10 protein-coding genes are annotated in these 12,343 nt (G+C 72.7%); 3 read left to right on the plus strand and 7 right to left on the minus strand.

Annotation, left to right across the window (positions count from 1 at the left end; all coding sequences use genetic code 11):
• Positions 1 to 5: 5 nt before the first annotated feature.
• Together IE94_RS0111790 and IE94_RS0111795 are read right to left on the minus strand one after the other, a co-directional pair.
• Positions 6 to 959, minus strand: a complete 954-nt coding sequence (locus IE94_RS0111790; RefSeq protein ID WP_030182157.1) for a carbohydrate ABC transporter permease — start codon at positions 957 to 959, stop codon at positions 6 to 8.
• Positions 960 to 982: 23 nt separating this feature from the next.
• Positions 983 to 2,269: an ABC transporter substrate-binding protein gene (locus tag IE94_RS0111795; RefSeq protein ID WP_030182159.1), complete on the minus strand. Its 1,287-nt coding sequence runs from the start codon at positions 2,267 to 2,269 to the stop codon at positions 983 to 985.
• A 283-nt stretch (positions 2,270 to 2,552) separates the two neighbouring features.
• Here IE94_RS0111795 and yicI point away from each other — a divergent pair, with 283 nt between their 5' ends.
• Positions 2,553 to 4,823 (plus strand): alpha-xylosidase, encoded by a 2,271-nt coding sequence (gene yicI / locus IE94_RS0111800; protein WP_030182161.1) that lies wholly within the window; start codon positions 2,553 to 2,555, stop codon positions 4,821 to 4,823.
• 94 nt (positions 4,824 to 4,917) lie between these two features.
• On the opposite strand, the gene IE94_RS0111805 is transcribed toward yicI, so the two are convergent.
• From IE94_RS0111805 to IE94_RS0111815, 3 genes are all read right to left on the minus strand, one after another.
• A complete protein-coding gene (locus IE94_RS0111805; RefSeq protein WP_030182162.1) occupies positions 4,918 to 6,120 on the minus strand; it encodes a cysteine desulfurase-like protein in 1,203 nt (400 codons plus the stop codon).
• Positions 6,121 to 6,714: 594 nt separating this feature from the next.
• Positions 6,715 to 7,788 (minus strand): ABC-2 transporter permease, encoded by a 1,074-nt coding sequence (locus tag IE94_RS0111810; RefSeq protein ID WP_030182164.1) that lies wholly within the window; start codon positions 7,786 to 7,788, stop codon positions 6,715 to 6,717.
• A gap of 11 nt (positions 7,789 to 7,799) precedes the next feature.
• A complete protein-coding gene (locus tag IE94_RS0111815) occupies positions 7,800 to 8,402 on the minus strand; it encodes a Dps family protein (RefSeq protein ID WP_030182166.1) in 603 nt (200 codons plus the stop codon).
• A 209-nt stretch (positions 8,403 to 8,611) separates the two neighbouring features.
• On the opposite strand from IE94_RS0111815, the gene IE94_RS0111820 reads away from it, so the two are divergent.
• Positions 8,612 to 9,727, plus strand: a complete 1,116-nt coding sequence (locus IE94_RS0111820) for a Gfo/Idh/MocA family protein (RefSeq protein WP_030182167.1) — start codon at positions 8,612 to 8,614, stop codon at positions 9,725 to 9,727.
• Between the two features lie 128 nt (positions 9,728 to 9,855).
• Positions 9,856 to 10,308, plus strand: a complete 453-nt coding sequence (locus IE94_RS0111825) for a phospholipase (protein WP_030182169.1) — start codon at positions 9,856 to 9,858, stop codon at positions 10,306 to 10,308.
• Between the two features lie 43 nt (positions 10,309 to 10,351).
• Here IE94_RS0111825 and IE94_RS0111830 read toward each other — a convergent pair whose 3' ends face one another.
• Together IE94_RS0111830 and IE94_RS0111835 are read right to left on the minus strand one after the other, a co-directional pair.
• The gene (locus IE94_RS0111830) at positions 10,352 to 11,017 is read right to left on the minus strand and encodes a phosphatase PAP2 family protein (protein WP_078606455.1); all 666 of its coding nucleotides are present in this window, start codon (positions 11,015 to 11,017) and stop codon (positions 10,352 to 10,354) included.
• A 517-nt stretch (positions 11,018 to 11,534) separates the two neighbouring features.
• Entirely contained in the window at positions 11,535 to 12,314 is a 780-nt protein-coding gene (locus IE94_RS0111835; RefSeq protein ID WP_030182171.1) for a DeoR/GlpR family DNA-binding transcription regulator, read from the minus strand.
• Between the last annotated feature and the right edge of the window lie 29 nt (positions 12,315 to 12,343).

A 12,343-nucleotide genomic window follows, 5' to 3' on the forward strand; every position in this document is an offset into this window, starting at 1 on the left:
GGACGTCACTTCCCCTCGGTGCGGTTGGCCCGCAGGTAGAACACCGCGAACACGGCGGAGATCAGGATGAGTACGTTGCCGACCACGGCGCCCGCGCCGAAGTCCAGCTGGACGAAGGAGTTCTGGTAGGTCAGGGTGCCGAGCGTCTGGGTCGCGTCGGCCGGTCCGCCGTCGGTGAGGGCGAGGATCAGGTCGAGGATCTTCACCGTCGACATGAAGCCCAGTACGAGGACGACCGTGACGACGGGCTTGAGCATCGGCAGGGTCACCGAACGGAAGGTCCGCCAGGCCGAGGCTCCGTCGAGGGCGGCCGCCTCGTGCAGTTCCTTCGGGATCTCCTGGAGACCGCCGTACAGGATGACCATGTTGAACGGGATACCGATCCAGATGTTGACCAGGATGACCGACAGCAGGGCCATCTCGGGGCTGGTCAGCCAGGGCGTGTGGCCGCCGATCCCGAGCGTGTCCAGGAAGGAGTTGAGCACGCCGGTGTCCTGGTCGAGGATGCGGCGCCAGACGATGCCGGACACCACCATGGGCACCAGCCAGGGCAGCAGGATCAGCGAGCGCAGCACCCCGTTCAGCGGGAAGCGGCGGCTGAAGAACACCGCGAGCGCCAGGCCGATGCAGAACTGGCCGAGCAGGGATCCCGCCGTGAAGACGAGCGTGTGCCACAGCGCCTTGCCGAACAGGGCGTCCTGGAACACGTTGGACCAGTTGTCGGCGCCGTTGAAGGGCGCCTCGCCGGTGAAGAAGGTCTTCGGCGTGTAGTCCTGGAAGCTCATCACGACGTTGCGCACGAGCGGGTAGCCGAAGAACAGCAGCATGAAGACGACGGCGGGGGCGACGAACCCCCACTGGGTGAGCCGGCGGCGGCGCGCGATCCGGCCGGGGTCCGGCGCGGCGGGCGACGTGGACGCCTTCGCGGGCGTCTGCGCGGAGACGGTGGACGTGGGCATGGGCGTGGTCATGGGGGCGTACCTCAGTTCCCGCTCGTGGCCCGCTGCTGGGCGCGCTTCAGGGCGGTCTCACTGGACTGGCCGGTCAGGGCCGACTGGAAGGCGCTCTGCAGCGCGAGCGACACGCTCGACCAGCCGGCGCCGAGCTTCGCCGTCCGGGACCGGGCGACGGCCACCTGGTCGGCGAGGGAGTCCAGCTCGGGCACCTTCTCGCGCCAGACCGCGGCGGCCTTGGCGTTGGCCGGGACCATCCAGCTGTTGAGCGCGTAGGTCAGCTGCTCCTTCTCGCTCGCCAGACACGCGACGATCTTCCCGGCCGTCTTCTCCCGGGCCTCGTCCCCGGTGTTGGGCACGGTCAGCACGGCACCGCCGAGCGGGCCCACCGAGTCCTCGCCGGCCTCGGGCACGGGGATCGGCGCGATGCCCCAGTGCAGCGACTTGTCGCTGTTGAGGGTCTCCACCTGCCACGGACCGTTGATCATCATCGCCGCGTTGCCCGCCATGAACTGGTCGTTTACGTCCGCCTGCGTCCAGTTGACCGTCGACTTGGAGAGCGAGCGGTCCTTCAGCAGGCTCTTCCAGTAGTCCAGGGCCTCGACGACCTTCGGGGTGTCCAGGTCGGTCTCGTCGCCGCCGTTGGACCACATGAACGGCGTGAACTGGAAGACGCCGTCCTCCGCGCCGCCCGCGCTGAGCGCCAGGCCGTACTGCTTGCCCCGCGTGAGCTTCTTCGCGGTCTCCCGCAGCTCGGCCCAGGTGGTGGGCACCTTCACGCCCGCCTTGTCGAGGACGTCCTTGTTGTAGAAGAGCGCGAGGGTGTTCACGGAGCGGGCGGCGCCGTAGTACGTGCCCTTGTACGACCCGAAGTCGACGATGCCGTCGGGGATGTCGTCGGTGCTCAGCCCGAGGGTCCTGAGATCGACCAGGCCGCCCGCGTCGGCGAACGTCGGCATCTCGGACGCGTCGAACTGCACGATGTCGGGCAGCGACTTGGACGAGGCCATGCGCAGCGCCTTCGTCATCACCTGCGCGGCGGGGACGCTCTGCTGCTCGATGGTGACGCCCAGCTCCTTGCCGCAGCGGGCCATCGCCTCCGCGTCCCAGCGGTGGTACGACTCGTCGGTCGAGGAGTTCATCACGGTGTACGTGTCGGCGTCGCGCTGCTGTCCGCAACCGGCCAGCGCCGCCCCGGCGACCAGCACGGACACGGCGGTGAACGGGGCGACGACTCGGTGTGAGCGTCCTCGCCCGCGGCGCGCGGCAGCCGGAGGGTGTGCTGTCAAGGCGAGCGAGGTGAAGCGCTTCGACATGGTGCGGCCCTTGCTGTCGTACCGTCCGGCTTCCTTGCCGGACTGTTTTGTTTGATGTGATGACTAATACGTCACGGACCCGCTTCCGCGCTAGAGGAAGGTGGCCCCTCTCTCTTGGCTCCGTGCGGTGAGTGACACGTTCCCTTGGGTGATAGTGCCAGTTCAGAGCGTTGGAGTCGCCGAGAACACCTCGGCGCCGGGATTTGTTTTGTGTACGATCAAAACGCTGTGAGACGGCCCCCGTGCTCCCACCCGACAGCTCCCGCCCCACCCGAGGAAGATCATGAAGTTCACCGACGGCTTCTGGCTCATCCGCGAGGGCGTGCACCTCTCGTACGCCACTGAGGTACGCGATGTACGCCCCGAATCGAAGCGCTTCACCGCCCATGCCGCCGTGAAGAAGGTGGCGCGGAGGGGAGACACGCTCAACGCGCCGCTCCTCACGGTCGAGTGCTTCTCTCCCGCCGAGGGCGTCATCGGCGTCCGCGTCACCCACCACGCCGGCAAGCACCGGCCGGGCCCCGACTTCGCCCTGGCCGAGGCCGCCGACGGCGCCGGCGAGGTACGCCAGGACGGCACCGTCACCGAGCTGACCAGCGGCCCGCTCACCCTCCGCCTGGACCGCGAGGGCCCCTGGGGCCTCACCTTCCGCGACGCGGACGGGCGCGAGCTGACCCGCGCCGACGCCAAGGGCACCGCCTTCGCCACCACCGGCGACGGCGCCCACCACATGCTCGGCCGCCTCGCCCTCGGCGTCGGCGAGCAGATATACGGCCTGGGCGAGCGCTTCACCCCGTTCGTCAAGAACGGCCAGGTCGTCGACATGTGGCAGGCCGACGGCGGCACCAGCAGCGAGCAGGCCTACAAGAACATTCCGTTCTACCTCTCCTCGCGCGGCTACGGCGTCTTCGTCAACCACCCCGGGGCGGTCTCCTTCGAGGTCGGCTCCGAGTCCGTCGGCCAGGTCCAGTTCAGCGTCGAGGACCAGACGCTGGAGTACTACGTCGTCGCCGGGCCCACCCCCAAGGACGTCCTCACCCGCTACACCGCGCTCACCGGCCGCCCCGCCCTGCCGCCCGCCTGGTCCTTCGGCCTGTGGCTCACCACGTCCTTCACCACCTCCTACGACGAGCAGACGGTGACGAAGTTCGTGGACGGCATGGCCGAGCGCGGCATCCCGCTCTCCGTCTTCCACTTCGACTGCTTCTGGATGCGCGAGTACCAGTGGTGCGACTTCCAGTGGGACCCGGACGTCTTCCCGGACCCGGACGGCATGCTCGCCCGGCTCAAGGCCAGGGGACTGAGGGTCAGCGCCTGGATCAACCCCTACATCGCCCAGAAGTCCCCGCTCTTCGACGAGGCCGCCGCCCTCGGTCACCTGGTGCGCAGGCCGAACGGCGACATCTGGCAGTGGGACCTGTGGCAGGCCGGCATGGGCCTGGTCGACTTCACCAGCCCCGCCGCCCGCGACTGGTACGCCGGGAAGCTCAAGCCGCTGCTCGACCAGGGCGTGGACTGCTTCAAGACCGACTTCGGCGAGCGCATCCCCACCGACGTGGTCTGGCACGACGGCTCCGACCCGGAGCGCATGCACAACTACTACACGCACCTGTTCAACCGCACCGTCTTCGAACTCCTGGAGAAGGAGCGCGGTCAGGGCGAGGCCGTGCTCTTCGCCCGCTCGGCGACCGCGGGCGGCCAGCAGTACCCCGTCCACTGGGGCGGCGACTGCTGGTCCTCCTTCGAGGCGATGGCCGAGTCGCTCCGGGGCGGCCTGTCCCTCTCGCTGAGCGGCTTCGGCTTCTGGAGCCACGACATCGGCGGCTTCGAGGGCACACCCGACCCGGCGGTCTTCAAGCGCTGGCTGGCCTTCGGCCTGCTCTCCTCGCACAGCAGGCTGCACGGCTCCTCGTCGTACCGGGTGCCGTGGGAGTTCGGCGAGGAGGCCGTCGACGTCGCCCGCCGCTTCACCCTCCTCAAGCACCGCCTCATGCCCTACCTGTACGGCGTCGCGGCCGAGGCCCACCGCACCGGCGTGCCGATGATGCGGCCGATGGTCCTGGAGTACCCGCAGGACCCCGCCTGCCGTCCACTGGACCGCCAGTACATGCTGGGCTCCGACCTCCTGGTCGCGCCGGTCTTCACCGAGGACGGCGAGGTCGAGGTCTACCTCCCGGAGGGCACCTGGACCCACCTCCTGACCGGCGAGCGCGTCACCGGCCCGGCCTGGCGCACCGAACGGCACGGCTTCGACAGCCTGCCGCTGTACGTCCGCGAGGGCGCCGTCCTGCCGCTGGGCTCCGACGACCAGCGCCCCGACGGCGACTGGCTGGACGCCCCGACCCTGCTGGTCCAGCCGACCGCCGGGGCCGACTACGCGGCCGAGGTCACCGTGCCCGACCTGCTGGGCGCACCGGCCGCCACCTTCCGCGTGCGGCGCGACGGGGACGTCCTGCGGGTCACCGCGACCGGCACCGACCGCCCCTTCACCGTCCGGGTCGCGGGCGGCGCGAGCGGGGAGGGCACCGGCGAGGTGACCGTGCCCCTCGCCTGAGCCCGGCGCGGCGGGCGGCACACGGCGAAGCGGCACGCGGGGGGCGTGCCGCTTCGTTCCGCGGGGTGTGCCGCGGCGCTCCGCGGAGTGTGCCTCAGCGCTCCAGGGCGCCGAGCGCCGTCAGCAGCCGGTCCACGTCCTCCGTGCTGCTGTACGGCGCGAGGCCGACCCTCACGCCGCCCTCGTCGCCGAGGCCCAGCCGGCGCGCGGCCTCAACGGCGTAGAAGGAACCGGCCGGCGCGTCGACCGCCCGCTCGGCGAGCTGCCGGTAGACCTCGGCCGGACGCAGGCCCGCCACGGTGAACAGCAGCGTCGGAGTGCGCCGCGCGGCCCGCGAGTACACGGTGATCCCGCCGAGGTCCGCGAGCCCTCGTTCGATCCGCTCGCGCAGCGCGTCCTCATGCGCCTCCAGCGCCGCGAAGGAGGCGACCAGCCGGTCCCGCCGGGAGCCCCCGGCCTCCGGTTCGAGCCCCGCCAGGAAGTCCACCGCCGCGCTCGCCCCGGCCAGCAACTCGTAGGACAGAGTGCCCAGTTCGAACCGCTCGGGCACGGTGTCGGCGGACGGCAGCAGCTTGTCCGGGCGCAGCGACTCCAGCACCCCGGCCCGGCCGGTCAGCACTCCCAGGTGCGGGCCGAGGAACTTGTACGGCGAGCACACCAGTGTGTCCGCGCCCGTCGCCGCCAGGTCCACCACGGCGTGCGAGGCGTAGTGCACCGCGTCGACGTGGAAGTGCGCCCCGTGCGCGTGGGCGAGGGACGCCAGCGCCGGCAGGTCCGGCATGGTCCCGATCAGGTTCGACGCGCCGGTGACGGCGACCAGCCTGGTGCGCGGGCCCAGTACCGCCGCGACGTGCTCGGGAAGCAGCTCGCCCGTGGCCGGGTCGAAGTCCGCCCACCGCACGCGCGCCCCGGCCGACTCCGCCGCCTGCACCCACGGCCGGATGTTCGAGTCGTGGTCGAGCCGGGTGACCACCACCTCGTCGCCCGGCCCCCAGCCCCTGGCGAGGGTCCGGGACAGGTCGTAGGCGAGCTGGGTGGCGCTGCGCCCGAAGACGACCGTCCCCGGCGTGGTGCCCAGGAGGTCGGCGAGGGCGGAGCGGGCCTCGCCGACGATCCGGTCCGCGTTGCGCTCGCCCTCAGTGTTGCGCCCCCGGTTGGCGAGCGGGGCGGTCAGCGCCGCCGCGATCGCGTCGATCACCGGCTGCGGGGTCTGCGTACCGCCCGGCGCGTCGAACCGCGCGGTACCGGACTTCAGGGCGGGCACGTGCGCGCGGATCGCGGCGACGTCGAGGGCCATGGGGCAACTCCAGGGTCGTGGGGCCGGGCGGACGGGGGTGGACGTCAGGCGATGCGGTCCTTCGGCCGGGGTGGCGGGCAGGCGGTACGGCCGGGCCGTACTCCGAGTCGCACCCCGAGCCGTACTCCGAGTCGCACCTGCGACTCCAGCCACATGATCGCAGCCGCCATGGGCTCGACGACAGGGAGGAGGGGGCTCTCCGCGGTCGGGCGTTCCGGGAGGGCGGCTCGAAGGAGCTCGTGGACGTTCCGCGGCCGACGGCTCCGGGCCCGCCGTTGCTCACCTCCCGCGGGCTCCTCACGCCCGGCGTGCGCACGAGTATGAGCACCGTCCTGCCCCACATGAGAATGCCGACGGCGGCGAGGGCCTCGTCGTACGCGGACTCGACGGGCACCCACCCCGGTGCGGACCTCGCCGGTCCGCGCCGCGACACCGTCGTCGCCGCCCGGCCGCGCCAGGCAGGCGATCGGCTCGGCGTCCGTCCGGAGGGTTCCGGCAACCGCGCCCACCGGATGGCCTGCCGTGCCCGTTCGGCCTGCCTCGGTCCGGCCTGCCTCGGTCCGGTCCGGCCCGGCCCTGAGCACCGGCCGACCGTCAGGACGGGGCGGGCTCCGGCTCGGCCTCCGGCGGCTCCTTCTCCCGGCCGCCGGGATGCCGGTGCCGCCAGACCCAGAAGACCGTGCAGGACAGCAGCGCCCACCCGCCCAGCACCAGGAACGGGAACGCGTGCTGGTGGCCCTGGAAGTACACCGCGGTGTGCTGGGCGTTGACCGAGGCGCCGGGCGGCAGCCACCGGCCGATCACCCCGAGCGGCGAGGGCAGCAGCGGCCAGGACACCGCGCCGCCCGAGGAGGGATTGCCGATGATCACCATCAGACCCCACGTCGGCAGCATCGCCCACCGGCCGAACAGGGTGTTGAACATGGTGAAGACCATGCCGGACACGAACATCGTGAGCGCCAGGATCAGCCACGACTCGGCGAACGGCAGGTCCAACGCGCCCAGCAGCCAGTCCACCGCGGCGGCGATGACGAACCCGCCGAGCAGCGCGTAGGCCACCGTGAACAGGATGCGCTCCAGCGGGGTGAGCGCCCGCGCGTGCACGCTCAGCTGGATCGCCCCGACGAAGCCGATGATCACCGCGGCCAGGGAGATGTAGAAGATCGCCAGTCCGCGCGGGTCGCCCCGCTGGAGGGGATTGACGTCCCGGACGGTGACGTCCACGCCGAGCTTCTTCCCCACGGCCGGTGCCGTCTCGGCGAGCAGTTCGGCGACCGACGCGCCGGACGCGCCGGAGACGTCGAGGGCCGCGTACCGCCCCTCGTCGCGCAGCTCGAAGACCGCGAAGACCTCCTGCTGCTCGATCGCCTCGCGGGCCGCGGCGCGGGTCCCGTAGGGATGCACCCGCACCGAGGTGTCCAGCGCCTCCTCCAGTCCGCGCAGGAAAGCCTGGCCGCCCGCCTTCTCGTAGGAGCCGACCACCGCCGTGGGGATCAGGCGCGGTGTCGGGTTCGCCATCGAGTAGGTGTACGAGCCCGCGAAAAGGCCTGCCGCGGCGGCGAGGATCAGCACCAGCACGGTGGCCGGCCAGAACGGCGACTGCCGGAACGCGGACCACCGCCCGCCCGCCGGCGGGCCGCCCTCGGTGTCCTGCGAGGTGTGCGCCATGTCCGGCGGGGTCAGGCGTGGACCAGCGGTGTGTCCACGAGGTGCTCCGCCACGAACCACGCCTGGAGTTCGTTGGTGCGCACGACCTCGGAGACCAGCAGGTCGTTGGTGCCGTCGTCCCCGTACTCCTGAGTGCGGGCCGCCGCGTCGTGGCACTCCGTCAGGATCAGCTCGTGCGCCTCCAGCAGCCGCGACAGCATCGACGGCACCTCCTCCACGCCGTCCGGCGGACGCGGCACGGTGGTGATCTCGGCGACGTGCCGGGGGTCGCCGACCGCGACTCCGCCGAGGGTCTGGACGCGTTCGGCGACGGTGTCGATCAGCTCCAGCTGCTCGCCCGCGTGCTTGTCCAGCAGCAGGTGCAGTTGGTAGAACGTCGCCCCGCGCATCAGCCAGTGGTACTTCTTGTACAGATCGTGCAGGATCCGGGTGTCCGCCAGCACCTTGTTGAGCCGCTGGCAGGAGTAGAGCCGGGTCTCCATGGTCAGGGCCACGGGGAACTGCTTGACGGTGCCGAACTCCTGAATGGTCCGGCCCTTCTGGTGCAGCCAGGGCTGGCTGCCGTCCGACCGGTGCTCCGCGGTCGACGAGGGCTTCGGCTTCGGGGAACTCACGCCTGGACTCCTTCCGGAGAGGACTGAAGGGCGGGCCGGCGCGACACGGCCGGCCCCGGTCCCCCCGCGACAGTCGACCAGCCGTACGCCCGGCCCGCAAACGGTGGGGGTTGTCCGGGCCATCGCCGCCCGCTTAGGGTCAGGGCTGCCTGAAAGCGCTTTCTGACCGGCGCGCGCGTGCCGCGGCGTCACTGTCCGAGGAGATCCGCATGTCCCCACGCCCCGCCCGCCGCCGGGTCGCCGTGGTCGGTACCGGTGCCATCGTCACCGGCAGTCACCTGCCCGCCCTCGCCGCCCACGCCGACCGCACCGAACTGGTCGCCGCCGTCGACGTGGACCCCGCGCGGCTCGACGCCTTCCGCGCGCGGGTCCCCGGCGACGTCGCCGGGTACACGTCGGCGGGCGCCATGCTGGACGCCGTACGCCCCGACCTGGTCCTGGTCGGCACGCCGCCGTCGCTGCACCGGGAGCAGACGGTGGCCGCGCTCAAGGCGGGTGCCTGGGTGCTGTGCGAGAAGCCGCTGTGCCTCTCCCTCGCCGAGTACGACGACATCGCGGCGGCCGAGGACGTGTCGGGGGCGTACGCGTCCGTGATCTTCCAGCACCGGTACGGCTCCGGCGCCGCGCACGCCCGCGAACTGATCGCGAGCGGCGAGCTGGGCGCCCCGCTCGTCGCCCACTGCCAGACCACCTGGCACCGCGACGCCGCCTACTACGCGGTGCCCTGGCGCGGACGCTGGTCCACCGAGGGCGGCGGCCCGACCATGGGCCACGGCATCCACCAGTACGACCTGCTGCTGCATCTGCTCGGCCCCTGGACGGAGATACGGGCCATGGCCTCGCGCCTGGTGCACGACACCGAGAGCGAGGACGTCTCCACCGCCCTGGTGCGCTTCGAGAACGGTGCCCTCGCCACCGTCGTCAACAGCGTGCTCTCCCCGGCCGAGATGAGCCGCCTGCGCGTCGACTGCGCCGACGCGACGGTCGAGTTGACGCACCTGTACGGGCACGGCAACGACGACTGGACCTACACCCCGGCCCGCCACGTCGCGCCCGGACGCGCCGCCGCCTGGCGCACCCCGGCCGCCGACGTGCCCAGCTCCCACACGGCGCAGCTCGGTGCCGTACTGGACGCCTGGGACGCCGGGACCCGCCCGCCCGGCAGTGGTGGGGAGGCCCGCGCCACGCTGGAGTTCGCCGCGGCCCTGTACAAGGCGGCGTTCACCGGACGGCCGGTGCGCTCCGGGGAGATCGGCGCCGGTGACCCCTTCTACTCCGCGATGCACGGCGGGCACCCCGACTGGGCCCCCACGGGGCGTCCGTAATGTCCCAAAGTCGAGCTGTTCACAGCGAGTTGGGTCGCAAGAGGTGTGAACGGGGGGTGCCGGTGCGCATCATCTTGACATGAACCTGCGGTCCGAGGGGCGGGCCGCGCCCTCATGGAGGTGTGGGAATGCACCGCAGACTCGCCACCGGACTCACCGCCGCGGCCCTGGCCGTGACCACCGTCGTCGCCACCGCCGCGGCCGCCGACGCCGCGCCCGCCGACAAGGCGCAGGTACTCGCGAGCTGGACGCAGACCAGCGCCTCCAGTTACCACGCCTGGACCGCCGCACGGGCGAACCAGTCCGCCTGGTCCGCCTACGGTTTCGACTGGACCACCGACTACTGCTCCACCTCGCCGGACAACCCGTTCGGCTTCCCCTTCAGCACCTCCTGCGCGCGGCACGACTTCGGCTACCGCAACTACAAGGACGCGGGCACCTTCAGCGCCAACAAGTCCCGTCTCGACAGCGCCTTCTACGAGGACCTCAAGCGCGTCTGCGCCGGTTACAGCGGCGCCACCAGGACCGCCTGCGACAGCACGGCCTGGACGTACTACCAAGCGGCGAAGGTGTTCGGCTGACGGCCTCCGGCCTCCGGCCACCCCTCGGGCGAGGGGGCCCGCCTCACGGACGGCGGGACCCCGTCGTACGGCCGGGCACCGGAGCCGACGCCGCTCCTGCCAGCGCCGCCGCCGCACTGGCGACGCCCAGCACGGCGCCCGCGGCGACATCGCCGGGATAGTGCACTCCGGTGTGGACCCGGGAGTAGCCGACGGCGCAGGCCAGCACGCCGAGTGGGACGGCGGCCTCGGGCAGGACGACGCCGACGGCCGTGGCGAACGCGACCGCCGCGGCCGTGTGCCCCGACGGGAACGACGCCGACTCGGGCATGGGCACGTACCGATTCACCGTCACCCGCGCCGCCTCCCGGTCCGGACGCGCCCGGTGCACCAGGCGCTTGCCCAGCAGGTTCGTCGAGGCCGACGCCACGGCGAGAGCCCCCACACCTGCGAGGGCCGCCCGCCGCGCCCGCGCACCGCCCAGCGCGAGCGCGGCGGCGATCCCGAGGGAGATCTTCGAGTGGTCCGCGGCGTGGGACAGGCGCCGCAGCGCCCGGTCGAGCGCGGGGGTGGAGGTGGCGGCCACCGCCGCGTACAGCGCGCCGTCCACGGCACGCAGATCCCCGAGCACGGACGCGAGGGCGCGCCTGGGCGCGGACCACGGACCGGGGGGCGGCCCGAGCGGGTCGCGGGTGCGGGTGGCGCCGTCGGCGTGGGTCGGTTCCGTCATGGCTCCTGCTCCGCGGAAGACGGGACCCCAGCCATCCTGGTCGCCCCAGGGGCCGGTGGCGCGTGGGCGGGGCCGTCCGGGGGACGCCGGGAGGGGGCGTGCTCCGCCCCGGGCGGACGCTCCGTCCCGACCGGTACCGCACACGGCGAGTCGTCGGCCGCTTCCTTGCGGGGCGGCGGGCGGTTCGGGCTGTCGGCGTCGGGGTGAGGTCCGCTCGGGTGTCCGCGCGGCGGAGTCCGTTCCGACGGAGCGGGGCGGCGCGGCGCGCGGTCCGTCGCCCTCCTGCGGCGGGACGGGAGGCTCGGGCTTCCCGGAGTCAGGACGAGGACCGCACTGCGGTGTGCGCGGTGCGGGTCGGATCGTCGTCGGACGCGGCGGAGTCCGCCCCGAACGCCAGGCCGGAGCGCAGCGACGGCGACGCGATTGCCGTGCGACGGCGACGCGACCGCTGTGCGACGGCGACGCGGCCGCCGTGCGAGGCCGCGGGCGCCGACCGGCGCGGTGGCCGGGGAAACGCTCAGGCCGTGACGACCCGGACGCCGGCCTCCTCGAACCCGCGCACCAGCTCCGGGGCGGCCGCGCCGTCCGTCACCAGTGTGTCCACCGACTCTGTCGCGCAGATCCGGGCGAACGCCCGCCGGCCCAGCTTGCTGGAGTCGGCCGCGACGACCACCCGCTCGGCGCGCTCGCACAGCAGCCGGTTGATCGCGGCCTCCGCCTCGTCGTGGGCCGCGGCGCCGTGCACGACGTCGAAGGCGACGACGCCCAGGACCGCCACGTCGAGCGTGACCTGGCCCAGCACCCCGTCCGCGAGCGGCCCGATCAGCTCGTACGACTGCGCCCGGGCCACCCCGCCGGTCACCACGATCTTGAACTGCGGTCGGACGGCCAGCTCGTTGGCGATGTTGAGCGCATTGGTGACCACGGTCAGCGCCGGTGTGCCGGAGGCCAGGTCGGCGCGCACGGCCAGGGCGCGCGCCACCTCGGTGGTGGTCGTGCCCCCGGTCAGCCCCACCGCCTCGCCGGGTGCCACCAGGGCGGCGACCGCCTGCGCGACGCGCTGCTTCTCCGAGGCACGGCGGGCGGTCTTGTAGCGCAGCGGCAGTTCGTACGACACCCCGTGCACCACCGCGCCGCCGCGCGTGCGCACCAGCATCTGCTGCTCGGCGAGCCGGTCGAAGTCCCGGCGGATCGTCGCGGCCGAGACCTCCAGCTCGGTCGCCGCCTCCTCGACGTCCAGCCGGCCGCGCTCAACGAGCAGCTCCAGCAGCGCCTTCCAGCGGGCGTCGCGCGACATCCGCGCCTCCGTTCCTCGATCCCCGCCGA

Source organism: Streptomyces violaceorubidus, assembly GCF_000717995.1.
In the GTDB taxonomy this organism is placed as follows: Bacteria; Actinomycetota; Actinomycetes; order Streptomycetales; family Streptomycetaceae; genus Streptomyces; species Streptomyces violaceorubidus.